The sequence below is a fragment of the Phaeobacter sp. S60 genome (assembly GCF_000826845.1).
GTDB classification, from domain to species: Bacteria; Pseudomonadota; Alphaproteobacteria; order Rhodobacterales; family Rhodobacteraceae; genus Phaeobacter; species Phaeobacter piscinae.
In genome coordinates, this window is the sequence record NZ_JSWJ01000008.1 from 266,167 (window position 1) to 289,914 (window position 23,748).

The following is a 23,748-nucleotide window of genomic DNA, read 5'->3' on the forward strand; positions in this document are numbered from 1 at the left end:
CCTCCTCACTCCACCAGAACAAAATTGGTGAACCCCGCCTGCCGCAGCAGGCTGGTCACATCGGTGATGCGTTGCAGATCGGCCTGATCGCGCCCGCGCAACACCAGTATGTCGCCGGGGCTGTCCATCAGCGGGGCCAGGGCCTCGGCCAGGTTGCTGTCGGCCACCGGCAGCCCGTTCAGGTCCAGATTGCCCGCGCCGATACCGATCAGCCGGGGCGGGCCGGTGTAGCTGCCGCCCTGACCTGCAAGCGGCAGGTCCAGCACCGCATCGGTGCCAAAGCGGGACGCCAGCATGAAAAACACCAGCAGCAGAAACACTACGTCGATCATCGGCGTCAGGCTGGGTTTGCGCCGGGGTTTCGGAGCTTGGGTGAACTGCATCGGGTTACTCAGCGGCGAGTTTCAGCGACTGCGGCTGATGGGCGACAAAGATGCGGGTGGCGCTGTCTTCGACGTCGCGGCGGATGCGGGTGATCACGGCCTCAAACCAGGTCAGCGCGGCGGAGGCTGGGATGGCTACGGCCATGCCGGCAGCGGTGGTCAAAAGCGCCTCCCAGATGCCGCCGGCCAGCAGCGCGGGATCGGCCTTGGACCCGGCGGCCTGTAATGCCTGAAAGGCCGCGATCATGCCCAGAACCGTGCCCAGAAGGCCCAGGAGCGGGGCAATGGTGGCAATCAATTCCAGCGCGCCAAGGCCGGTGCCGGCCGAGGCCAGATGCAGCTTCGCCACGCGGGCGGTTTCCTCGCGGGCGCGATCTTCGGGCAGGGTGCAGACGGAGGCCAGTGCGGAGGCGACGACTTTGGAGCGGATGCCCCGTCGGCCCCGGACGATGTCGCGGGCGCTGTCCTGTTCGCCCCTCTCAAAGGCGGCGACGGCGCGACCCGCATTGCCCCGCGACCAGGCGCCGATCAGCGCCAGCCGCCAGATTTTCCACAGGATCAGCGCCAGTGTGATCACAGAAAGCGCCGCAATCGCCCAGATCGACGGCCCGCCGTCGCGCAGGAACTTGACCGCTTGCGCCGCCGCGTCGCTGGCGGTTTCAGCCAGCATCTCCTGCTGGGAGAGCGGTGCCTCGGGTTGGGGCGCGGGCGTTGCTGCGGGCGTGTCATTGAGCGCGGGGCTGGTGTCGGCTGCGGGTGTCGTCTCGACGGTGGGGCCTGCTCCATCGGCAGTGGTGGTCGCGGGGGCGCTGGTGCCGGAGAGGCCCGGTGTCGGCGTTTCACCCGAGACGGCTGGCGCCGCAGGCGTCGATGTGCCCGCCGGGGCAGCCGGGGCAGCGGGTGCGACGGGGGCCGTGGTGGCTGGGGCCGTGGTGGCTGGGGCCGTGGTGGCTGGGGATTGCGTGGTGATTTGCGGCGCGGATGTGGTCGGGGCGACGGGGGCCTCCTGCGCCACAGCCAGCGAGGGGATCAGCAACAGCGCGGCAAGGGCCGCTGGTCTGCGGATGGTCATGATTGGCTCCAATAGGCAGCGATATAGCTTTGTCCGGGGGCGGGTTTGTCCTGCTTTATCGCGGTGCGCAGGCGCTGCACGTCGGATTTTTCGCAGGCAAACCACAGGAAGTGGTCGGGGGTCCGCGCACGGGCGGTCAGGGCCAGATCGCACAGGCTCTGCTGGTCAGCGTGGCGCAGCCAGGTGACGGAGATGCCTTCTGGCGCGGTGATGGGATAGCCGCAATCGGCCCCGTCTGCAGCGAGGAAGACCGCCGCTCCGCGACTGTCACGCGGCAGGGTTTCCAGAATACGGGCCGCTGCGGGCAGAGCGGTTTCATCGGCATAGATCAGGATTTGCGAGGTCTGCGGAATGCCACCACCTCCGGGGCCTGCAATCCGAAGCGTGTCGCCGGGTTTGGCGCCCAGAACCCAATTGGTGGCGCGGCCACCATCGTGCAGGAAGATGTCAAAGGTCATCTCTGCGGCGGCATGATCGATATCGCGGGTGGTATAGACCGGGCGGTGCAGCGCCTTGTCACCCGAGGGCCAGACAGTGGCGCCGTTTTCAGCCACATGAGGCCACGCGGGGTCGGCGCAATCCGCAGCGGGCAACAGCAGGCGGAAATGAATGGCGTCCTCCTGAAAGCTGCTGAGATCCGCCGCCTTCACCCGCACCCGCAGGAAGGCGCGGCCCACCGGGGTGATCGACATTACGGTGGTGACATGCACGTTCGGAGGCAGCGCGCCGACGGTGGCGGTGTCGGACCAGCGCAGGGTCTGGGACAGGCCGGGTTGCAGCTCCTCCAGATGTTCGGCAAAGCCATCCTTCAGCATATGCAGACGGTCGGGCAGGGCGGCAGAGACGCGGATTTCGACCCCGTCACCCTGCGCGGTGAAATGATAGTGGCCAAAGCTGGGCACCTCGACCGTGACGGCGCTGTCGCTGTCTTCGATGACCGGCAGCTCATGCTCCTGCGCCATGGCGACAAGGGGCGTGCGCAGGGTACCAAAGGCCAACGTGGACAGGGTGGCGGTGGTCTGTAGCGGGAAGGTCGGGTTGATGGTCATGGGGTCTCACTCACTCCGGGATGACATGCGGGCTGCCGTGGACGGGATCGGCAATGATCCGGCAGGGCAGGGCGAAGACGGAGTGCAGGACGCCTTCGGTGACCACCTCCTTCGGGGGGCCTTCGCAGAAGACCTGCCCGTCTTTCAGCGCGATCATGTGGCTGGCAAAGCGCGCGGCCAGATTGATGTCATGCAGCACCATGACCACGGTGCGCCCGGTGTCCCGGTTGAGCTGCTGCACCAGTTTCAGCAGTTCGATCTGATGCGGCAGATCGAGATATGTCGTGGGTTCATCCAGCAGCAGGATGTCAGTGTCCTGCGCCAGCGCCATGGCGATCCAGGCGCGTTGGCGCTGCCCACCGGAGAGCGCCTCAAGCGGACGATCCGCATGGGGTGTCATCTGGGTGAGATCGAGCGCGCGGGTGACCGCCTCGGCGTCCTGTCTGGACCATTGGCGCAGCGGCGATTGATGCGGGGTGCGGCCGCGGGTGGCCAGATCGCGCACGGTCAGCCCCTCTGGGGCGGTGGGGGTCTGCGGCAGGATCGCAAGGCGCTGCGCGACGGCGCGGCTGCCCTGTCGGTGGATCGCCTTGCCATCCAACAGCACCTGACCCTTGCCCGCAGGCTGGAGCCGGGCCAGCGCCCGCAGCAGGGTGGATTTGCCACAGGCATTGGGACCGACGATCACGGTAAGCGCGCCATCGGGGAGATCTGTCGACAGCCCGTTGAGCACGGGCGTGCGGCTGTAGGACACCGAGAGATCCTCGGCGCGCAGGCGGGCGGTGGCAGCCATCACAGGGCTCCTTTTCTGAATTGGGCCAAGAGCAGCCAGATCAGCACCGGGGCGCCAATCAGCGCGGTGAAGACACCGGCAGGCAGCTGGATCATCGGCACCGCGCGGGCGGCGGTATCTGCCAGCAGGGTGATCAGCGCGCCGGTGGCTGCCGCGGCCAGCAGCACGGGGCGGCCATTGGGGATCAGGCGGCGGGCGATGGGACCGGCGGCAAAGGCCACAAAAGGCAGCGGCCCGGCGGTGCTGACAGCCAATGCGGCAAGCAGGATGCCGGTGCCGGTGAGTGCAAGTCTGAGCGGTGACAGCGCCATCCCCAGCCCGGTTGCGATATCATCGGCCATGCCCAGCCGGGTGAGCGGGAAGTGCAGCCAGACCAGCGCCGGAGCCAGCAGCAGCAGGCCGCCCCAGATGAGGGCAACATCGCTCCAGCTGCGGGCGTTCAACGTGCCGATCAGCCATTGCGCCATATCTGCGGCGGTCTGGGCATCCATGCGGCTGATCAGCAGATCGCCCAGGGCGGTCAGCACGAGGCTGGCCCCCACACCGGTGAGGATCAGCCGATAGGGTGGCAGGCCACGCGACCAGGCCAGGAGGGTGACAACACTGGCAGTGATGAGTGCGCCGACAATGGCACCTGGCAGCACCATGCCACCGGTGAGCATCATCGCGACCAATGCGCCGCAGCTGGCCCCGGCGTTGAAGCCGATCACATCGGGAGAGGCCAGCGGGTTGCGCATCATGGTCTGGAACAGCGCACCGGAGAGGCCGAAGGCAGCCCCTGCGCCAAGTGCGGTCAGGATACGCGGCATGCGATGGTCCAACAGGATCATCTGCTGGATCGCGGTGCCGCCGCCGGTCAGGATCTCCCGCATGTCCGCAGGGCTCAGCGGGTAGCTGCCCAGGGTCAGGGCCAGCACCGCAGTCGCCAGCACCACGCTGAACAGCAGGGTCGCAGTGAGAACCGCGCGGCGCGAGATTTGCAGCGACAGGGCAGAGAGGCGGAGGGTCCAGATCATAGCTTGCGCACCCCGTTGCGGCGAACCAGCCAGATCAGCACTGGTCCGCCAATCAGCGCGGTCATCACCCCGGCCTGCATATTGCCGCCAAACAGCGCCAGCCGCCCCAGAAGATCTGCCGCGATCAGCAGCAGCGCGCCGAACATGGCAGAGAAGGCGAGCGACCAGCCAATCGCGGGACCTGCGGCCCAGCGGGCGATATGCGGCACGATCAGCCCGGCAAAGGCAATCGGCCCGGCCATGGCAACGGTTGCGCCACACAGGAGCACAATCGCGGCCCCGGCTGTGAGCCGTGTCAGCCCGGTGCGCACGCCCAGCCCCTTGGCGGTATCCTCGCCCAGCATCAGTGCGTTGAGGCCGAACCCCGCGATAATGGCCAGCAGCGCGCCCAGGATAAGAAACGGCAGCAGAGACTGGAGCGTCGCGGGCTGAATGCCGTCGAACCCGCCCAGCACCCAGAACCGATAGACATCCAGCGTCTGTCGGCTGACCAACAGCAGGGCACGGGTGAGTGCCAGAAACAGCGCGCTGACCGCAGCCCCGGCCAGGATCAGCCGCAGCGGGTTGGCCTGGCTGCCACCGCCGAGGAGGAACACCAGCACGGAGGCGGTCAGACCACCACCGAGGGCCACCCAGATGAATTCAGCCGGGTCGGTCACGCCCAGAACAAGAATGCACAGCACAACCCCAAGGGCTGCGCCACCGTTGATGCCCAGAAGGCCGGGATCAGCCAGCGGGTTGCGGGTCATCGCCTGGATCAGCGCGCCCGACATGCCAAGAGCCGCCCCCGCCAGCCCAGCACCGATCAGTCGCGGCAGGCGCATATTGCGCACCACGATATGATCGGCATTGTCCGGATCATAGCTGGTCAAAGCGCCCCAGATCTCAGCCCCGCCGGTGGCGCGGGCACCAAGGCTGAGGGCGGCAATGGACAGCAGGCCAAGCGCAAGCAACGCAGTCCCAAGCCACAGCAGCCGCAGATCGCCAGTGCGGGAGTGCCGTGGCAGCGAGAGTGTCGACACGGTCATGTCAGGAGCCTTCCTTCGCGAGTAGCTCGGCATTTGCAGTGCTGCTCACCACGGTTGCGTGGTCGCCATCCGCCGCCGCCTCCAGCAGGGGCACCAGCCGGTCGAGCGCATAATCGAGGCTGAGCGGGCTGGAATGGGACAGCGCGGCGGACAGCAATTTGTCGGCATAGATCTCGCGCCCCTCACGATAGGCCCGTGTGGTATGGCGCAGCGGCATCCGGGCGAGTTTTTCGACATTGCGCCCGGTATCCAGCCAGATCAGCGCATCCACATCCATCGCCGACGGGTCTTCGGCGGGGAATTCAACGTAAAACCTGTTGAGCGCATTTGGCCCGCCCGGCGCGTCCGGCACCGAAAACCCTAAGGCGGTGAGGAACTGGCCACGAATATCGGCGCGGGTATAGGCGCGGGTGTGGCCGGCCCAGGCCATCATGGCGCTGGCGCCTTGCCATTCGGGATGGGATGCGCGCAGCTCGGCAAAACGCCCCTCGATCCGGGTGACAATCGCCTCAGCGGTGGTGCGCTTGCCGGTGGCGGTTCCCAGTCGCAGCAGCATCTGCTGCCAGGGGGTGCCATAGTCGCCATCCTCGGCGCGCGGCGGTAGGGTCGGGGCGATCTGCGACAGCAGCGCATATTGCTGTGCGGTGATGCCGGACCACTGCGCGGCGATCAGATCAGGCTCCATGGCCGCGATCCGTTCGATGTCGATCTCGCCCCGCATCACCACCGGTTGAGCCTCCCCAAGCGCATCATGCCCCCAGGGCCAGACGCCATAGGGGTCGCTGCCGTACCACTTGCGCAGCGCATAGGGGCGCTCTCCCAACGCCAGCAAAAAATCATGCCCGATGAAGCTGAGCGAGACGATGCGGGTGGGTTTGGCGGGCACCGTTGTGGTGCCGTAGCGGTGGTCGATCACTGCCGGAAAGGGATCCGCGCTGCCGGGCAGCGGCAGGAGGCCCAGCACCAGCGCGGCCAGGGGCGCTGCACAGGACCTCAGTGGGGTGCGCCAGCCTGATCCACGCCGGGCAAACCGCATCGGGCCGTGTTTTTTCCCTAGTTTCCAAGATGGTTGGGCCTGTCTCACGTGTCTCTCCAGCCAGCGGCAGGGGGTTGCCGCAGTGTTGATCATTCTGTTGATCGGGGATGGCTGGATTTCGGTGCCGCGAGAGGCGCAGAATCTTGCTGAGAGCGCCATTTCGGGCGCGTTCCGTCACCTATTTAACCTTAGTTCTTTTGTCAAGTTAAGGGAGGGGCGGCCTGTTGCAGAGGTCAGGCAGGCATCGTGTGAGCCGACCAGATATGGTCGGTCTGTCGCATATTGCCGAATGGTAAAGGCGTACTGGCGATCCCTGAAGGACTCGAACCCTCAACCTGCTGATTAGAAGTCAGCTGCTCTATCCAGTTGAGCTAAGGGACCGCTGGCGCCAGTTATGACAGGACGCGGGGAAGGGTCAAGTCGCGGCGGGCAGGTCGAGGCGCATAAAGAGCGACCAGGGGTCTTCGGTGTAGCCTTCGAACGGCGGACATTCGACAAAGCCGTAGCTCTCGTAAAGCCGTCTTGCGGCAAGGAAATCGGGTGTGGAGCCGGTTTCCAGATAGATCGCTGTTGCCTGTTCCGCGCGCGCCCTGTGCAGCAGAAATTCAAGCATCTGGCGCCCGGCGCCGCTGCCGCGGGCCTCGGCCAGGGTGTGCATGGATTTCAATTCGCGCCCGCCGCCTGACAGCGTTTTGAGAGCCCCCATTGCAATCGCTGTGCCCTCGCGCCGCAATAGAAAGAAGGCCACATCCGGGGCGTCAAGCCCGCTGCCGTCGAGCGCGTGGCAACTCTCTTCGGGGGATTGCGCGGCCATCTGGTCCAGATGACGGCGGATCAGAGACCGGGCCTCGGGCTCTGCCGGGCTGGCGCGGGTGATGGCAATCGTCGCGGGCATTGCGGGGTATCCTCTGGTCGGGCCTTACCCCGCTTTGGGGCTGGTATTGCTGCCCGCAGGGTCACCAAAAGCCCGTCGCGGCGCAAGCGGTTCTGCGGTGTTGAGGTGATAGGGGGCTCTGCGGACAGTGCTTTGCCCAAAATTTAGGCAGGCGGCGGCGGGGCGGCTGGCCTGCCGCCCCGGTCTGTCAGAGGGCGGCCATTTCAGAGGCGAGGAAGGCCTCGGGGCTGGCGACCTCCTCCAGGCGGCGACCGCGAATCTGCCAGAACCGATTGCCAACTGCGCGCAGGAAACTGCGATCGTGGCTCACCAGCAGACAGGCGGCACCATGGGCGACCAGCTCTGCCTCCAGCGCTTCCTGCCCTTCGATATCGAGATGGTTTGTCGGCTCATCTAGGAGATAAAAATTCGGGTGTTTGAGCCGCAAAAGCAGCATCGCCAGCCGCGCCTTCTGCCCGCCCGAGAGGGCCGCAACCGGGGTATCCTGCAGGGCGAATTTGACCCCGGCACCCGCCAGCAGGCTGCGCGCGGATTGATCGCCAACATCTGAGGTCGCCGTGACCAGCGCCAGCGGGGTCTCCGGCCCGGACAGCTGGCTGAGGTGCTGATCCGAATAGGCCGGGACAACCGAGGGCGCGCATTTGATATCCGCGCGCGTGCCGGTCAGGGCCTGCTGGATCATCCGGACCAATTGCGTCTTGCCAGTGCCATTGGCGCCCAGCAGGACGATGCGGTCACCGGGGGTGATCCATTTCTGGCCCGTGGTATAAAGCGGCCGTCCGTCCGGTGTGTCCACCGTGAGATCCTCCAGTGTGATCAAGGCCTTGGCGTGGGTGCCGCTGTTGCCGAGCCGGATGTCACCTGCAGAGTGTTCGCGGTGCGCGGGGATGGCCGCAGCCTCCAGCCGGTCGGCGCGATCCGCCAGCTGCTTGGTCTTGGTCAACAGCAGGTCGGAGCCGGAGTTGGTGCCGACATTTTTCAGCTTGGCCGCCTGCTGGCGCAGCTGCTGGGCCTTCTTCAGGTCATTGCTGTGGCGGCGCGCCTCGGCGGCGTCATGGTCGTCCAGAGCGCTGCGGGCTGCGGAAAACGGCAGCTGAAACACCCGCGATCCCTCTGCCCGCAGGAACAGGGTGCGCGTGGTCGTGGCATCCAGAAAGGCGCGGTCATGGGAAGTGATCACCATCGGCAGATCGCGGGGGCGCTGCGACAGCCAGCCTTCGAGAAAGGCGATGCGTTTCAGATCCAGATGGTTGGTCGGCTCATCCAGCAGCAGGAGATCCGGCGTATTGATCCAGGCGGCAGCGAGCATGGCGGTGCGCTGCCAGCCGCCGCTGAGCGTGCCCAGCGGCTGGTGCTGGAAGTCATACGGCACCTGCAGCTCATCCAGCACAACATCAACGCGCCAGCTTTCGTAATCGGCCTGCTCGGCTGGCAGCGCGGCCTGCACCCAGTCGTACAGCGTGATTGGCAGCGCGTCTGCGGGCAGGCTTTGTGTCACATGGCCGATGCGCAGGCCACGGGCGCGGGTGATTTCGCCTGTGGTTGGGGCCAGCTCATTGGCGAGACAGGCCAGAAGGGTTGATTTCCCGCGCCCATTGGCGGCGACCAGACCGATACGGTCGCCTTTTGAGAGGGTCAGGGAGAGGTCGGAGAACAGCGGATCGCCAACGGTGACACCCAGGGCATTGAGATTGATGACGGACATGGAAAACTCAGCTCAAAAGGATATGGCCGCGGCAGCGGCAATAGGCAGACCAGTTTCTGAGACTTTCCTCTGGCCAGCCCTGCAAACGGATTTACAGGGCCAGACGGGGACCGTGCTGAAGTCGGCGGATGATACGCATGTTCAGCTGATGCCCTCCCATTGTGTGTGTGACCGTTATCGCAAGGCTAGAAAACTGAGCGGTGCTTGGCAAGGGGGCGGTCGCTGAGGCGTGCTGGATGTGTCGTGACGCCTTTACCAATTCTTAGACCCGCATGGAGGATAGTCGCGATCAGGTGCATTTGCCTCAAATAGGGAAAACTAAAAATTGCTTAAAATACAAACGCCGACCCCTGCTCCGCGCTCCTCTCAAACGGCGCGTGCGGATGCCGGGACATTTGTGCAGCTTGCAAAAACGGCCTCCCTCGCGGATGGCGGGGTGCAGACCTCGCAGCTGTTGGCAGAGGCGTTGCAACTGGACCCGCATCACCATGAGGCGCAGATCCTGCAGGAGCGGCTGCATCAGACGTTTGTGCCGCGTTGGCATTTTCCCATGTTGGCAGATCAGGCACGCAACCGCGCCTATGCCGAGGCGATCGCGATGAAGGTGAGGCCGGGCGATATTGTGCTGGACATCGGCTGCGGCGCGGGGCTGACGGCGATGCTGGCGGCGCGGGCTGGGGCCAAACATGTCTATACCTGCGAACAGCAGCCGCTGATCGCGGCGGCGGCCACGCAGGTGATTGCCGACAACGGTCTGAGCGACCGCATTACGGTTCTTTCGAAGTGGTCGCATGAGATTGTCATCGGCGTCGATATGCCGGACCAGGCCGATGTGGTGGTCTCCGAGATCGTCGATACGGTGCTGCTGGGGGAAGGCGCGCTGGATACGCTGAGCCATGCGATGGCTGTGCTGGCCAAGCCGGGCGCGCGGGCGGTCCCTGAAACCGGGACATTGGTGGCCCAGCTGGTTGAGAGTGAGGCGCTGCTGCAGCAGTGGCGGCCGCAGACGGCGGAGGGGTTCGACCTCAGCGCATTTCATCATCTGGCGCGGGTGGCGCAGATCACGCCAGGGGATTTTATGGCCTGCGGGCTGCGGTCGCTGGGGCCGGGCACCGATCTGTTTCAGTTTGATTTTACCCGCCCCGATGTGGCCCCGGCGCGCAGCAATGCACGGTTGAGCTGCACGCATGGCGGTGAGGCCCATGCCGTTTTTGTCAGTTTCGAGATGCAGCTGGCACCGGGGATTGCGCTGACAAACGGGCTTACGTCGGATGGGCATTGGGGGCGGACGGCGTTTCTGCTGGATGCGTCCCGGCGGCTGTCGCCCGGCGATGATTTACAGGTGACAGCGCAGCACGACGCCGCCGCGCTGAGTGTGTCGGTCCATGCTGCAGAGACTGCGGCGGATCGGGCTCAGGTCTGGCTGGAGCCTGCCTGGCGGCTGGAAGGCGAACCGTCTGCGCCGACCGCTCCGGCGGCGCTGGACTATCCGGGCTGGACGCCGACGCCCGGCACATCGGCTGAGGCACCGGTTCGCGCCTGTTCCTGACCCCAGGCGCGCAGCCTGTGCCAAGGCTGCGCCTGCCTGATGGGATCGGCTGCGGTGAACGCCTGTGGTGACGGCGGTTGCTGCTGCTCATGCAAAGGAAATGGGGGCGCGTCGCCGGAGGCCGCCCCCTTGTTGTTGGGAAAAGCAACTGCACCCGCCTGACTATGCGGGTGTGGCGTACCGGCGTGACGCCACACTTGACCAGACAGCCCAGCGGTGGGGCGGGACTTTGGGGCCGCTTCTACAATGGCGGGCTGGCTTGAAAAATGGGACACCACGAAAAAGGCGCGCCCGATGGGGCGCGCCTTGTCATTGTGTCGACTGTAAGAGGATCAGAAATCTTCCCATCCGGCAGCGGCCTTAGTTGGGCTGGCGTCAAAGAAATCATCATCACCATGCGCCGAAGGCGCCGGGTTTGCCGCCGCTGTTGGTTCGGCGGCTGCGGTTGGCCGGGCTGGCGCCGCGGCGCTGGGGGCCATGGCCACCACATTGGCTGACGCCTTGCGGGTTTTGAACACTGATACCTGACGGGCCAGTTCATTGGCGTCGTTGCGCAGGATCTGGCTGGCTGCGGTCGATTCCTCGACCATGGCGGCGTTGTGCTGGGTCACCTGATCCAGCTGGGTGACGCCGGTGTTGATCTCGCCCAGTGTGGTGGATTGCTCCTGCGCGCCAGTGGCGATGCCGCTGACATGACCGGAGATGGTCGCGACCCGGTCGATGATCTGCTTCAGCTCCTCGCCGGCGCGACCGACTAGATCCACACCTTCGCCCACATGGCTGGTGCTTTCGCTGATCAGGGCTTTGATCTCCTGCGCGGCATCCGAGGAGCGTTGCGCCAGCGCGCGGACTTCGGATGCGACGACGGCAAAGCCACGTCCAGCCTCACCGGCGCGGGCAGCCTCAACGCCCGCATTCAGGGCCAGAAGGTTGGTCTGGAACGAAATGTCGTCGATGACGGAGATGATCTGAGAGATCTTTTCCGACGAGGTCTCGATCTTGGACATGGCATCCACGGCGCGGGTGACGACCTCGCCGCTGTTGACGGCTGTCTCTTTTGCCTCGGATACGATGCCCTCAACCTCACGCGCGCCATCGGCGGCGGATTTCACGCTGACAGTCAGCTGTTCCATCGCGGCGGCGGTCTCTTCCAGCGTAGCGGCCTGCGATTCCGTGCGCTGTGACAGATCCCCGGAGGATTGGCTGATTTCCTCGGCACTGGCGCGAATGCGCGAGGAATTTTCGATCACCGCATCAATGATGCCGACCATCTTGTCGACGGTCTTGTTGAAATTCTGGCGCAGGCTTTCGTAATCGGCCGAGAATTCTTCGTCGATGGTCTGCGACAGATCCCCTTCGGAGAGGGTATGCAGCCCATCGTTCAGGCGGTCCACGACCAACTTCTGCGCGGCCTGATCGGCATGGCGCTGTTCTTCGACGGCGCGGGCCGCGGAGAGTTGTGCCTTCAGCGCCTCAATATGGCGTGCAATCAGGCCGATTTCATCGCCGCGCGTCTGGTGTTCGGTATCGTGGTCATAATCCCCATCGGCAAGACGGTTGATGGCGGTGGCGACATCGCCAAGGGGGCGGGACATCATCGACCGCAGCGCAACCACGGAGAGGCCGAGCATGACCACAAAGGCGGCCCCCGCAAGGAGGAAGGACAACAGCTGGTTGGGGGCCACTTCGGCAAAGGCCACATCCGGCGACCAGACCATGCCGACAGCGCCGACCACAACAGTTCCTTCGGCGCCTGCTGTGGCTGGTGCGGCGACTAGATAGCCGTTCTCGCTAAACTCCATCTGATTGGAGTCCATCGCTTTTTGTGCGACGAGCGTCAGCTCAGCGATTTCGGCCTCTGTCGCCACGCCGGTGGAGGCGACCGTCTTGCCTTTGCCGTTGATCGCAATGCCGTGGCTGGCGCGACCGTTCGAAAGCTCAATCAGCGATTCAAGATCGCTCTCGAGGCGTTCGGTGTCGCCAAAGCGGATGGCGCCGCCGCTGCGCGCAGCGACGGTGACGGTCACGCCCTCTGCAAGTGTCTGCACGCCACTGTCGACGGCTTCGCCCAGGATTTTCTGGTTTTCCCAGGTCAGAAACAGGGTGACCACAAGGGTGGACGCCGCGATGAGCAGGCTACATTTGGCAAAAACAGAAAGCCTGTTCAAAGCTGCACGAGCGGGATTTCGGAATTTCATTTCAGCACCTTTCAATCGCCCTTGCGCGAGTTTGGCGCGCGGGCGGTATTTGAGTCGGACTAATACCGACAGCCCCCAATAGGCAGCCGCGCCATCGGGCTGCCTCGTTTCACGATCGGATTGACCGGAATTGGACAACCCGGAAAACCATGCCCGATTGGGGGCGGTGACATGGTGAACACAACATGGCATGCCATTGCACAAGTCTGGATGCCGGTAATCAGCAAGCGCGAAATAGCGCTGCCCCAATTGAGACAAAAAACGGTAGGATAAAATGTGGATGCCCGGCTGCACAGCTGTGACCTCCCCACCAGAGCGGACATGCGAATTGCGTATCGGAATGCCACCCGCAGCGGCGTCCGCCAAGGGCCGCTGCCATCGCATCGACCGGGACTGAACCACATGGTCAGACGGTCAGTCAGACGGTCCTCGACGTGGCGCGCAAACATCGCGATCGTGGCCTGTATCTGCGCGACAACCAACTTGAGGTCCGCCCGTCGTTCCAAGGTTCGCTCCTTCTCATAACATGTGCGTTTGCACATATTCGGCGGGTAGCATAATCAGCAGGACTTACCGGTGAATTAATGGTCTGCGCCGCAACGACGAGAGCAAAGGCGCCGCGAAACTTTTCAGATGAGAGATCGGCAATCAGAGACCTGCCGCACCGCAAGGCAATGATTCAGCGACAGTTTTACGTCGCGCAGGCAATGCGGCTCTGGCGGCGGAGTGGCCCTGAGGCACCTCAATTTCCCGACGCGCCGCGTGAAATTTTCTGTCACTTAGTCTCTGCATGGCGGTATTTTATCTATATTTCTTCTTATTCGGTGTGAAATAAAATTTATCTGGAATTTTATTTTCCGCTGATTCTCCAAACTGTTGGAAGAATTTGCACCTGATGGTTCCGTTTTCTACTGCACGGACGGGTTGAAACCTAACGCGAGACATTTACTAAGGGGCGTGGTGGCGTTTTGGGGAATGAATGTCCTCGAAACACCTTGACAGCGGGTTTCACCACCATCGGAGGCTTATTTCGCCGCTGACTTAAGGAGACTATTGTTGGATACCTATTCCGGATCGCCCAAGACAGAGGCCGCTGAATCTGCGAACAAGATTGCTCCCCAAGGGGGAGAAGACGATCTGAGCGATTTCGAATTTGCCTTAGTGCGGACCTTTGAGGGCTTTGCGCGCTGGCAATCGGAATGCCTGGGTCTGGTGTCGGATCTGGCGGCTTCTGGCCCCGAAATCACCCTGTTGAACGTGATCCGCATGAATGACCGGCCCAAGACGATCAAGGAATTGGCCCGCGTCACCAATCGTGATGATGTGCCGAATATTCAGTATTCGCTGCGCAAACTGGCCTCAGCGGGCCTGATCCGCAAAACCGGGTCCGGGCGTGGGGGAGTGACCTATTCGGCCACCGACAAGGGGCTAGAGATAACCGAAGCCTATGATGCGCAACGCCGCAAGCTGTTGCTGCAGGCGCTGGAACAGGTGCCGGGGGTGGAAAACCGTGTGAGCGAGGCGACGCGGGTGTTGAACATTCTGACCGGCATCTATGATGGTATTGCCCGCTCGGCAACGGCGCAGCGGCAAATCTAGGACCTGCGTAGCGCTGGTCGGTCTGCCGGTTTCCGCTGACGCCTATCGCGACCTCGACAGCGAGCGAGCTTCGGTGCAGGGTGACCTGCGTCCTTGCGTGTTCGGCCTGTTGCGTCATTGGTGACGCGCGGGCAGAGATCGGGGCGCCCCGGCAGCAGCAAGGACGTAGAGCGGTGATTGAACTCAAGGATCTGAGGTTGTTGAGCGCCCTGGCGCGCCATCGGCATTTTGCCAAGGCGGCGCAGGACAGCGGCATGTCGCAACCGGCGTTTTCAATGCGGATCCGCAATCTTGAGGACCGTCTTGGCGTGTCGATCGTGCGCCGTGGGAACCGCTTTCAGGGTCTGACCGAAGAAGGCATGATGATCGTGCGGCGGGCGCGCAGCATTCTGGATGATGCCAAGGCGTTGGAACAGGAGGTGGCGGCGGCGCGCGGGGAGGTCACCGGCACGCTGGTGCTGGGCGTGGTGCCAACGGCGACGGCGTATGCGGCGCAGCTGGTGGACCGGCTGCATCTGGCCCACCGGCGGGTGCTGGCACGGGTTGAGGTGCTCAGCTCGCTGGTGATCCAACAGCGGCTGTTTGATGGCACCATTGATGCCGGCGTGACCTATCACGACAGTCTTGGCCCGGATCAGGTGAGCATTCAGCCGCTCTATGAAGAGACATATGTGCTGGTCGCGCCGGCGGCTATGGTGGCGGAGCGTCCCGCGGGCGCCGAGGGCATCACCTGGGCGGAGGCGGCGGATCTGCCGCTGAGCCTGTTGGAGCCGCAAATGCAGAACCGGCGTATTCTGGACCGGATCTTTGCCGATCAGGGGTTGCGGCCTGAAGTGCGTTCGGAATCCAGCGGGTTCATGGCGGCGATGGTGATGGCGCGGGCGGGATCGGTTGCAACAATCCTGCCGCAGGCGCTTGTCGAGGCGCTGGGTACGCTGGACGGGACAACGGTGCTGCCGCTGACGGATCCGGCCCCAACCAAACCGATTGCCATGGTGACGCTGGACCGTCAGCCTGCCTTGACCACGGTGCAGGCCCTGCGGGCGGTGGTTGACGATTTCGTGCAATAAGCGTTCGTTATCGTACCTTCGAAATTTCCGATTTGACGATAGGCTTCTTCAATGGAATGCCGCCTTAACTGGCGACGCGAAGTGGAGGTCATTGTGGCACCTTTGGACAATAGCAAGGGCGTGTGGAAATCTGGCAAAGGCAAGGGGCGCAAAACCCCCAAAGGCCGGCAGCTGGAGGATCAGGCGCATAGCGAGGTTTTGGACCTGATTGGTGACCAGCCGCGCAATCGGGATTTGCTGATCGAATTCCTGCATCTTATTCAGGATAAATACGGCTGTCTCAGTGCGGCCCATATTCGCGCCCTCGCTGAGGAGCTGCGCACCGGGCAGGCAGAGATCTATGAGGTTGCGAGTTTCTACGCCCATTTCGATGTCGTGCGCGAAGGTGAGACACCACCACCGGCGCTGACCATCCGGGTTTGCGACTCGCTGTCCTGTGAATTGGCGGGGGCCGAAGCGCTGCAGAAGGCGCTGGAAGACGGTCTGGATGCAAGCCAGGTCCGCGTGCTGCGCGCGCCCTGCATGGGGCGCTGCGACACCGCGCCGGTGCTGGAAATCGGCCACAACCACATCGACCACGCGACACCCGAGAAGGTGCAGGCGGCGATTGCGGCAGACGACACCCACGCGCATATCCCCGCGTATGAAACCTTTGCCGCTTATGAGGCGGACGGCGGCTACGCCACGCTGAAAGACCTGCGCGCAAATGGCGACTGGGAAGCGGTTCAGGCGAAAGTCAAAGAAGCCGGTCTGCGCGGTCTCGGCGGCGCTGGTTTCCCGTCCGGCACCAAATGGGGCTTTGTGCGCGCCAATGAGGGCCCGCGTTACCTGGCTGTGAATGGCGACGAGGGCGAGCCGGGTACCTTCAAGGATCGCTACTATCTGGAGCGTACGCCGCATGTCTTCCTTGAGGGGATGTTGATTGCCGCCTGGGCGGTCGAGGCCGAGAAAGCCTTCATCTATATGCGCGACGAATATCCGGCAGTTCTGGAAATTCTGCGCCGCGAGATCAGCGCGCTGGAAGAGGCGGGCATCGTGGAGGCGGGCTACATTGACCTGCGCCGTGGGGCAGGGGCCTATATCTGCGGTGAAGAAAGCGCGATGATCGAGTCGATCGAAGGCAAACGCGGCGAGCCGCGGCACCGCCCGCCCTTTGTGGCGCAGGTGGGGATCTTTGGTCGTCCGACGCTGGTTCACAACGTCGAGACGCTCTACTGGGTTTGCAAGGTCAACCGCGAAGGGCCGGAGTGCCTGAACGCGGTTGAGAAGAACGGTCGAAAGGGGCTGCGCAGCTATTCGGTGTCGGGTCGTGTGAAGAACCCGGGCGTGCATCTGCTGCCCGCCGGTTCCACCATCACCGACATCATCGAAGCCTGCGGCGGGATGCTGGATGGCCACGCGTTCAAGGCGTATCAGCCGGGCGGTCCATCCTCCGGCCTGCTGCCTGCGTCGATGCATGATATCCCGCTCGATTTCGACACGTTGCAGCCGCATGGCACCTTTATCGGCTCCGCTGCTGTGGTGGTTCTGTCTGATCAGGACTCGGCCCGCGATGCGGCGCTGAACATGCTGCGCTTCTTCGAAGATGAAAGCTGCGGCCAATGCACCCCCTGCCGGGTGGGCTGTGAGAAGGCCGTCAAGCTGATGAGCGAGAAGAAATGGGATCAGGGCCTCTTGGAAGAGCTGAGTGCCGCCATGGTCGATACCTCGATCTGCGGTCTGGGACAGGCGGCGCCCAATCCGATCCGTCTGACCATCAAACACTTCCCCGAGGAGGTATAAGCCATGAGCGATCACATTACTTTCACTCTCGATGGCGAGCAGGTCACAGCCGAGGCTGGTCTGACCATCTGGGAAGTTGCCAATGGCCGTGGTCTGAAGATCCCGCATCTGTGCCACAAGCCGCAGCCGGGGTACCGTCCGGACGGCAACTGCCGCGCCTGCATGGTGGAGATCGAGGGCGAGCGCACGCTGGCCGCCTCCTGCATCCGCGAACCCGCCGAGGGCATGGTTGTCACCACCAACAACGCGCGCGCGGTAGGCGCCCGCAAGATGGTGATGGAACTGCTGGTTGCCGACCAGCCGAAGCAGGAAGAGGCGCGCGATAAGTCCTCCCATCTGTGGGATATGGCGGAGCTGAACGGGGTTTCAGAGTCGCGCTTTCCCAAGCTGGAAAAGGACCGGATCCCGCTCTTGGACGACAGCCATGTGGCGATGAAGGTCAATCTGGACGCCTGTATCTCCTGTAACCTCTGCGTGCGCGCCTGCCGCGAAGTGCAGGTGAATGACGTGATCGGCATGGCTGGACGCGGCCATGATGCCTATCCGGTGTTTGATATCGCTGACCCGATGGGCGCGTCCTCCTGTGTGGCCTGTGGTGAATGTGTGCAGGCCTGCCCGACCGGGGCGCTGATGCCTGCGACCGTGATGGACGACAATCAGGTTGGGGACAGCAAGGATTACGACAGCGAAACCGAAAGCGTCTGCCCGTTCTGCGGTGTCGGCTGCAAAGTGTCGCTGAAAGTGAAGGACGGCAAGGTCAAGCATGTTGAGGGCATCAATGGCCCGGCAAACGAGGGCCGCCTGTGTGTGAAGGGCCGTTTTGGCTTTGACTATATCCATCACCCACACCGCCTGACCAAGCCGCTGATCCGCCGCGACGATGCGCCCGCCAAGGGCCTGAACGTCGATCCCGGCAACCTCTCGACCCATTTCCGCGAAGCGACCTGGGAAGAGGCGATGGATCTGGCGGGCAAAGAGCTGATGCGCTTGCGGGACGAAGATCCGAAATCGGTTGCCGGTTTCGGCTCCGCGAAATGCACCAATGAGGAGGCCTATCTTTTCCAGAAGTTCATCCGTCAGGGCTTCAAGCACAACAACGTCGATCACTGCACCCGTCTGTGCCATGCGTCCTCTGTTGCGGCGCTGATCGAGAACGTTGGCTCAGGGGCGGTGACCGCGACCTTCAACGAGATTGAGAACGCCGATGTGGCGATCGTGATCGGCTCCAACCCGATTGAGAACCACCCGGTGGCGGCGACCTATTTCAAGCAGTTCACCAAGCGCGGCGGCAAGCTCATTGTGATGGACCCGCGCGGCGTCGGCCTGCGCCGCTTTGCCACCGAAATGGTGCAGTTCCGCCCGGGTGCCGATGTGTCGATGCTGAACGCGATCATGAATGTGATCGTCGAAGAAGAGCTCTATGACAGCCAGTACATCCACCGCTGGACCGAGAACTGGGAAGCCGAGAAAGAGCACCTGAAGCAGTTCACGCCCGAGAAGATGTCGGAAATCTGCGGCATCAGCCCGGATCAGCTGCGCCGTGTGGCGCGGATTTTTGCAGGGGGGAATGCGGGGCTGATCTTCTGGGGCATGGGCATCTCCCAGCACATTCACGGGACGGATAATTCACGCTGCCTGATTTCGCTGGCGCTGATGACCGGCAATGTTGGCAAACCGGGTGCGGGTCTGCACCCGCTGCGCGGTCAGAACAACGTGCAGGGCGCGTCTGACGCGGGCCTGATCCCGATGTTCCTGCCGGATTATCAGACCGTGACCTCGGATGATGTGCGCAAATCCTTCACCGATGTCTGGGGCGGCGGTGACTTCTCGAACGAGAAGGGCCTGACTGTGACCGAGATTGTCGATCAGGCTTATGCGGGCAATATCAAGGGCATGTATATCCAGGGTGAAAACCCGGCGATGTCAGACCCGGATGCCGACCACGCGCGCGAGGCCTTTGCCAAGCTGGAGTTGATGATCGTTCAGGACATCTTCCTGACCGAGACGGCGAACTATGCCGACATCATCCTGCCGGCATCGGCGCTCTATGAGAAGAACGGCACGGTGTCGAACACCAACCGCCAGGTTCAGCGGGTGCGCCCCGCTGTGGCGCCTCCGGGGGAGGCGCGTGAGGACTGGAAAGTCACCGTGGAACTGGCGCGGCGCATCGGTCTGCCCTGGGACTATAAGGATGTCAGCGAAGTCTTTGCCGAGATGAAGCTGAACATGAAGTCCCTGAACAACATCACCTGGGAACGTCTGGAGACCGAGACCATCACCTATCCGTCGCTGCATGAGACAGACCCCGGTCAGGCGATTGTGTTCGGCGATGGCTTCCCGCGTCCTGAGGGCCGCGCCCGCTTCACCCCGGCATCGGTGATCCCGCCGGATGAGGCCCCGGATGCGGACTACCCGATGATCATGACCACGGGCCGCCAGCTGGAGCATTGGCACACCGGGTCGATGACCCGCCGGTCATTGGTTCTGGATGCAGTGGAGCCGGAAGCGAACTGCTCGCTCAACCCGCGCACGCTGAAGCTGATGGGGGTTGAACCGGGCGAAATGGTGCGCCTGTCAACACGCCGTGGGTCGATTGAGATCATGGCGCGGGCTGACCGGGCCATCGCCGAGGACATGGTGTTTGTACCCTTCGCCTATGTGGAGGCTGCTGCCAACATCCTGACCAACCCGGCGCTGGACCCCTACGGCAAGATCCCCGAGTTCAAATTCTCGGCGGTGAAGGTTGAGAAGATCGAAGGGCAGATCGCAGCCGAGTGAACCGGCGGATCTGACTGAGACAGTAGAGCGGGCGCGGAACCAGAGGTTCCGCGCCCGTTGTCTCTCGTGGCGCCGGGCTGACGCCCGGCGCGGGCGTGGCCCGTTGCTGTGTTGGAAGCAAGAGCGGAGCAAGTGGGGCGCATGAGATGTGGCCGCGCGCGACCTGCGCCGGGCCCAAGGGGCGCGAGGCCACGCCCAACGGGAGCTGGTGGCACTGCCGCCAGCCGACGGGCGGGAGTATCTGCCTTGGGTTCTGTCAGGCCAGAAGTGTAATCGCGCTTTTGCCTGCGCGCTGGCGCAGGGCGTGCGTCTCCTGCAAATCGGGATCATTGATCCAAGCCTTGGCGGCGTCGGCGTTGGCGAATTCCAGGATGACACCGATACCGGTGGCATCACGCGTACCTTCGATCACGGTTTGCTGTGGGGTGGAGACCAGCACTTTTGCCCCGTGTTTCTGCAGAGCCGCCCCGGCTTTCTCGCGGTAGGCGGCCATGGTCTCGGGGTCTTTCAGCAGGAGGTTTACATATACATAGGCCATCGTCTGTCCTTTCAGCGTTGATATGAACCTGATGCCAAGCGGTGGGCCACAAGAAAACACATGCATTTGTGTATTGCTCATGCGAAAACGCATGTATGCAGATCAACTGGGACGACATGCGGACCATTCTGGCGCTGGTGCGGGCCGGATCCTTGGCGGGGGCGGCGCAGGCGCTCTCCGTCAGTTACACCACCGTTGCGCGCCGGGTGCAGCGGGCCGAGGATATGCTGGGGCGACCATTGTTTGAACGCCGCCCCGATGGCTATCTGGCCACGGCGGAAGCTGAAGACCTGGCCGCTGCGGCGCGGCGGATGGAACAGGCGGAACAATCGGCGTTACGGAACCTCTCTGGGCGCGATCAGAGCCTGTCGGGTGAGTTGGTGTTGACGGCGCCCCAGCTGTTGATCCAGTCCCATCTGGCGCCATTTCTGGCGGAGTTCTGCGCGACCCATCCGGAGGTTGCGCTGACCGTGCGGGCAACCAACGAGGTGCTGGACCTGACCCGGCGCGAGGCGGATCTGGCGATCCGGATCAGCAAGTCGCCGGGCGACACGCTGGTGGGGCTGCATCTGGCCGATCAGAAAACCGCCTGCGTGGCGCGGCCCGATCTGGTGGCACAGGCGGCCGCCGATCCGGAGGCGCCGCTCGACTGGGTGATCTACAGCGGATATGACGCGCCACCAAAAGCCGCGCTGCAGCTTTATCCCAATGCCCGGATACGGGCGCGGTTTGACGATATGACCTCACTGATTGCGGCGGCCAAGGCCGGAATGGGGGCCGTCAGGATGCCGGTGTACTTGGGGCGGAGCGATCCGGATCTGGCGCCGCTGCCCGGGATTGCGCCGCAGGACTATGCGCCGATCTGGGTGCTGAGCCATCAGGATTTGCTGCAATCGGCCAAGGTCCGTCACTTTAAACGCGGGCTGAAACAGTTCTTTCGCAGCCGCCAGCGAGAGTTCACCTCCTTTGATGCGGAGAGCACGCAGTAAAACGGGGCGGGCTGTGGCGATGTTGTCTTGTGTCGTCGCTGAATCCTATCGACGTCGGAAATTGACCTGACACATATGTCCAGAGTTGTGATCATACTGGGAAACCTGAAGCCAAACAAACGGCTGTCTTGTCGCCCCAGGAGCCTGTTATGTCCAACGACCCTTTGCTGCAGCCCTATCAGCTGAAACACCTCACCCTGCGCAACCGGATCATGACCACCAGTCACGAACCAGCCTATCCGGAAGAGGGTATGCCCAAGGAACGTTATGCGGCCTATCACGCGGAACGGGCCAAGGCGGGTGTGGCGCTGGCGATGACGGCGGGCTCTGCTGCGGTATCGCGCGACAGCCCGCCGGTGTTCAACAACATCCTGGCCTATAAGGATGAGGTGGTGCCCTGGATCCGCAATCTGACCGATCAGCTGCATGAACATGGCTGCGCGGCGATGATCCAGCTGACCCATCTGGGGCGACGCACGGGCTGGGACAAGGGGGATTGGCTGCCCTCGATCAGCTCCTCGCGCCACCGTGAACCTGCGCACCGCGCCTTTCCAAAGCTGGCAGAGGATTGGGACATCACCCGCGTTATCACGGAGTTCGCCGATGCGGCAGAGCGGATGAAGGCCGGTGGCATGGATGGCATCGAACTGCAGGTCTATGGCCATCTGCTGGACCAGTTCTGGTCTCCGCTGACCAATGATCTGGATGGGCCCTACGGAGGCCAGACGCTGGACAGCCGGATGGCGCTGCCGATGGCGGTGCTGACGGCGGTGCGTGACCGGGTCGGCAGCGATTTTATCGTCGGCCTGCGGTATACGGCGGATGAGGCGCAGGCGGGCGGGATCGCCCCTGAGGAGGGGCTGGAGATCTCCAAACGTCTGGCCGCCAGCGGGATGGTCGATTTCCTCAATGTGATCCGGGGCCGCATCCACACGGATCCGGCAATGACCGATGTGATCCCGGTGCAGGGGATGGCCTCGGCACCGCATCTGGATTTTGCCGGTGAGGTGAAAAAGGCCACAAGCCTGCCCACCTTTCATGCCGCGCGGATCCCCGACGTGGCCACCGCGCGTCATGCCATTTCGGACGGCCTTCTGGACATGGTGGGCATGACCCGCGCCCATATGGCTGATCCGCATATTGTGCAGAAGATCACCGAGGGGCGCGAGGATGACATCCGCCCCTGTGTGGGCGCCACCTATTGTCTGGACCGGATTTATCAGGCCGGGGAGGCGCTGTGCATTCACAACGCCGCAACCGGGCGCGAGTTGACGATGCCGCATGTGATCAGCCCGGCTGAGCAGCACAAGAAGGTGGTGATCGTTGGCGCTGGCCCCGGTGGGCTGGAGGCGGCCCGCGTTGCGGCAGAACGCGGTCATGTGGTCACCGTCTTTGAGGCGGCGCCTGATCCCGGCGGACAGGTCCGGCTCACCGCGCAAAACCAGCGCCGCCGCGAGATGATGGGCATCATCGACTGGCGCATGGCGCAATGTGCCGCACGGGATGTGCAGTTCCGCTTCAACAGCTGGGCGGAGGTTGAGGATGTGACCGCTCTCTCTCCTGATGTTGTGATCATTGCAACCGGCGGGCTGCCGAATACGCAGCTATTCGAGGCGGGCGAGGAGGCCGCGCATATTGTTTCGGCCTGGGATATCATTTCGGGGGATGTGACGCCCGGCGGGTCGGTCCTCATATATGATGAGAGCGGTGATCACCCGGCGCTTCAGGCGGCAGAGGTCGCCGCCGCGGCAGGGGCCACGGTTGAGGTGATGACCCCGGACCGTGTCTTTGCCCCCAATGTGATGGCGATGAACCTGGTTCCCTATATGCGCAGCCTGCAGGAGCGAGATGTGAGTTTCACCGTGGCCAGACGTCTGCTTGGAGTGGAGAAGGAGGGCAACTACCTGCGGGCGCTGCTGGGCACTGACTACAGCGCCCATCAATCCAGCAAGCAATATGATCAGATCGTGCTGAACTACGGCACCCTGCCGCTGGATGATCTCTATTTTGATCTGAAGCCGTTGAGCGTGAATGGCGGAGAGGTTGATTACGACGCCTTGATTGCCGGGAGACCGCAGCCGCGTGGAGCGGCAGAGGCCGGGCAGGGGGGCTTTCAGCTCTTTCGGATCGGAGATGCGGTGTCTGCCCGCAACACCCACGCCGCCATCTATGACGCGCTGCGTCTGATGAAGGATATCTGACCTGCGTTTTTGGTGATTTTGGTTGGTTGGCTTGTTTGTGTGTTGGTCGAGTCTGTGGATATGTGGG

General features: G+C 63.4%; 18 protein-coding genes and 1 tRNA gene. 7 read left to right on the forward strand and 12 right to left on the reverse strand.

Annotated elements, in window-relative coordinates; genetic code table 11:
* Positions 1 to 5: 5 nt before the first annotated feature.
* The 10 genes from OO25_RS09015 to OO25_RS09060 all read right to left on the reverse strand — a co-directional run bounded on the left by OO25_RS09015 (position 6) and on the right by OO25_RS09060 (position 8,977).
* Positions 6 to 383, reverse strand: a complete 378-nt coding sequence (locus tag OO25_RS09015; RefSeq protein ID WP_040179736.1) for a biopolymer transporter ExbD — start codon at positions 381 to 383, stop codon at positions 6 to 8.
* Between the two features lie 4 nt (positions 384 to 387).
* A complete protein-coding gene (locus tag OO25_RS09020) occupies positions 388 to 1,455 on the reverse strand; it encodes a MotA/TolQ/ExbB proton channel family protein (RefSeq protein WP_040179738.1) in 1,068 nt (355 codons plus the stop codon).
* Entirely contained in the window at positions 1,452 to 2,504 is a 1,053-nt protein-coding gene (locus tag OO25_RS09025; protein ID WP_040179739.1) for a siderophore-interacting protein, read from the reverse strand. The genes OO25_RS09020 and OO25_RS09025 overlap by 4 nt, the downstream gene beginning before the upstream one ends.
* A gap of 10 nt (positions 2,505 to 2,514) precedes the next feature.
* The gene (locus OO25_RS09030) at positions 2,515 to 3,297 is read right to left on the reverse strand and encodes an ABC transporter ATP-binding protein (protein ID WP_040173515.1); all 783 of its coding nucleotides are present in this window, start codon (positions 3,295 to 3,297) and stop codon (positions 2,515 to 2,517) included.
* The gene (locus tag OO25_RS09035) at positions 3,297 to 4,313 is read right to left on the reverse strand and encodes an iron chelate uptake ABC transporter family permease subunit (protein WP_040179740.1); all 1,017 of its coding nucleotides are present in this window, start codon (positions 4,311 to 4,313) and stop codon (positions 3,297 to 3,299) included. Before OO25_RS09035 ends, OO25_RS09030 begins: the two co-directional genes overlap by 1 nt.
* Positions 4,310 to 5,341, reverse strand: a complete 1,032-nt coding sequence (locus tag OO25_RS09040) for an iron ABC transporter permease (protein WP_040179742.1) — start codon at positions 5,339 to 5,341, stop codon at positions 4,310 to 4,312. Before OO25_RS09040 ends, OO25_RS09035 begins: the two co-directional genes overlap by 4 nt.
* 1 nt (position 5,342) lies before the next feature.
* Complete coding sequence (locus tag OO25_RS09045) at positions 5,343 to 6,425, reverse strand: ABC transporter substrate-binding protein (RefSeq protein ID WP_040179773.1); 1,083 nt, start codon at positions 6,423 to 6,425, stop codon at positions 5,343 to 5,345.
* 256 nt (positions 6,426 to 6,681) lie between these two features.
* Positions 6,682 to 6,758: transfer RNA gene (locus OO25_RS09050), tRNA-Arg, on the reverse strand.
* Between the two features lie 34 nt (positions 6,759 to 6,792).
* Positions 6,793 to 7,272 carry a GNAT family N-acetyltransferase gene (locus OO25_RS09055; protein ID WP_040173523.1) on the reverse strand — a complete coding sequence of 160 codons (480 nt, stop codon included), beginning with the start codon at positions 7,270 to 7,272 and terminating at the stop codon, positions 6,793 to 6,795.
* 187 nt (positions 7,273 to 7,459) lie between these two features.
* Positions 7,460 to 8,977 carry an ABC-F family ATP-binding cassette domain-containing protein gene (locus tag OO25_RS09060; protein WP_040179743.1) on the reverse strand — a complete coding sequence of 506 codons (1,518 nt, stop codon included), beginning with the start codon at positions 8,975 to 8,977 and terminating at the stop codon, positions 7,460 to 7,462.
* Between the two features lie 325 nt (positions 8,978 to 9,302).
* On the opposite strand from OO25_RS09060, the gene OO25_RS09070 reads away from it, so the two are divergent.
* Positions 9,303 to 10,526, forward strand: coding sequence for a 50S ribosomal protein L11 methyltransferase (locus tag OO25_RS09070; protein ID WP_040179746.1), 1,224 nt, complete (start codon positions 9,303 to 9,305; stop codon positions 10,524 to 10,526).
* Positions 10,527 to 10,858: 332 nt separating this feature from the next.
* Here OO25_RS09070 and OO25_RS09075 read toward each other — a convergent pair whose 3' ends face one another.
* Positions 10,859 to 12,724, reverse strand: coding sequence for a methyl-accepting chemotaxis protein (locus OO25_RS09075; RefSeq protein ID WP_040179747.1), 1,866 nt, complete (start codon positions 12,722 to 12,724; stop codon positions 10,859 to 10,861).
* Positions 12,725 to 13,780: 1,056 nt separating this feature from the next.
* On the opposite strand from OO25_RS09075, the gene OO25_RS09080 reads away from it, so the two are divergent.
* From OO25_RS09080 to fdhF, 4 genes are all read left to right on the forward strand, one after another.
* Positions 13,781 to 14,323 (forward strand): winged helix DNA-binding protein, encoded by a 543-nt coding sequence (locus OO25_RS09080; protein ID WP_242407011.1) that lies wholly within the window; start codon positions 13,781 to 13,783, stop codon positions 14,321 to 14,323.
* A 173-nt stretch (positions 14,324 to 14,496) separates the two neighbouring features.
* Entirely contained in the window at positions 14,497 to 15,393 is an 897-nt protein-coding gene (locus tag OO25_RS09085; protein ID WP_027246462.1) for a LysR family transcriptional regulator, read from the forward strand.
* A 51-nt stretch (positions 15,394 to 15,444) separates the two neighbouring features.
* Positions 15,445 to 17,175: an NAD(P)H-dependent oxidoreductase subunit E gene (locus tag OO25_RS09090; RefSeq protein WP_052465629.1), complete on the forward strand. Its 1,731-nt coding sequence runs from the start codon at positions 15,445 to 15,447 to the stop codon at positions 17,173 to 17,175.
* A 3-nt stretch (positions 17,176 to 17,178) separates the two neighbouring features.
* Complete coding sequence (gene fdhF / locus OO25_RS09095; RefSeq protein WP_040179750.1) at positions 17,179 to 19,953, forward strand: formate dehydrogenase subunit alpha; 2,775 nt, start codon at positions 17,179 to 17,181, stop codon at positions 19,951 to 19,953.
* A gap of 256 nt (positions 19,954 to 20,209) precedes the next feature.
* Here fdhF and OO25_RS09100 read toward each other — a convergent pair whose 3' ends face one another.
* Entirely contained in the window at positions 20,210 to 20,491 is a 282-nt protein-coding gene (locus OO25_RS09100) for a DUF1330 domain-containing protein (protein WP_040179751.1), read from the reverse strand.
* 95 nt (positions 20,492 to 20,586) lie between these two features.
* On the opposite strand from OO25_RS09100, the gene OO25_RS09105 reads away from it, so the two are divergent.
* On the forward strand, positions 20,587 to 21,480 hold the full coding sequence (locus tag OO25_RS09105) for a LysR family transcriptional regulator (protein ID WP_040179752.1): 894 nt from the start codon (positions 20,587 to 20,589) through the stop codon (positions 21,478 to 21,480).
* A gap of 149 nt (positions 21,481 to 21,629) precedes the next feature.
* Positions 21,630 to 23,681 carry an NADH:flavin oxidoreductase gene (locus OO25_RS09110; RefSeq protein WP_040179753.1) on the forward strand — a complete coding sequence of 684 codons (2,052 nt, stop codon included), beginning with the start codon at positions 21,630 to 21,632 and terminating at the stop codon, positions 23,679 to 23,681.
* Positions 23,682 to 23,748 lie beyond the last annotated feature (67 nt).

Bases quoted from the DNA above. Each gene is read 5' to 3' on its own strand.
- OO25_RS09015 (WP_040179736.1), bottom strand. From the start codon at position 383: ATGCAGTTCACCCAAGCTCCGAAACCCCGGCGCAAACCCAGCCTGACG.
- OO25_RS09075 (WP_040179747.1), bottom strand. From the start codon at position 12,724: ATGAAATTCCGAAATCCCGCTCGTGCAGCTTTGAACAGGCTTTCTGTT.
- OO25_RS09035 (WP_040179740.1), bottom strand. From the start codon at position 4,313: ATGATCTGGACCCTCCGCCTCTCTGCCCTGTCGCTGCAAATCTCGCGC.
- OO25_RS09105 (WP_040179752.1), top strand. From the start codon at position 20,587: ATGCAGATCAACTGGGACGACATGCGGACCATTCTGGCGCTGGTGCGG.
- OO25_RS09060 (WP_040179743.1), bottom strand. From the start codon at position 8,977: ATGTCCGTCATCAATCTCAATGCCCTGGGTGTCACCGTTGGCGATCCG.
- OO25_RS09090 (WP_052465629.1), top strand. From the start codon at position 15,445: ATGGAATGCCGCCTTAACTGGCGACGCGAAGTGGAGGTCATTGTGGCA.
- OO25_RS09030 (WP_040173515.1), bottom strand. From the start codon at position 3,297: ATGGCTGCCACCGCCCGCCTGCGCGCCGAGGATCTCTCGGTGTCCTAC.
- OO25_RS09025 (WP_040179739.1), bottom strand. From the start codon at position 2,504: ATGACCATCAACCCGACCTTCCCGCTACAGACCACCGCCACCCTGTCC.
- OO25_RS09055 (WP_040173523.1), bottom strand. From the start codon at position 7,272: ATGCCCGCGACGATTGCCATCACCCGCGCCAGCCCGGCAGAGCCCGAG.
- OO25_RS09020 (WP_040179738.1), bottom strand. From the start codon at position 1,455: ATGACCATCCGCAGACCAGCGGCCCTTGCCGCGCTGTTGCTGATCCCC.
- OO25_RS09110 (WP_040179753.1), top strand. From the start codon at position 21,630: ATGTCCAACGACCCTTTGCTGCAGCCCTATCAGCTGAAACACCTCACC.
- OO25_RS09100 (WP_040179751.1), bottom strand. From the start codon at position 20,491: ATGGCCTATGTATATGTAAACCTCCTGCTGAAAGACCCCGAGACCATG.
- fdhF (WP_040179750.1), top strand. From the start codon at position 17,179: ATGAGCGATCACATTACTTTCACTCTCGATGGCGAGCAGGTCACAGCC.
- OO25_RS09040 (WP_040179742.1), bottom strand. From the start codon at position 5,341: ATGACCGTGTCGACACTCTCGCTGCCACGGCACTCCCGCACTGGCGAT.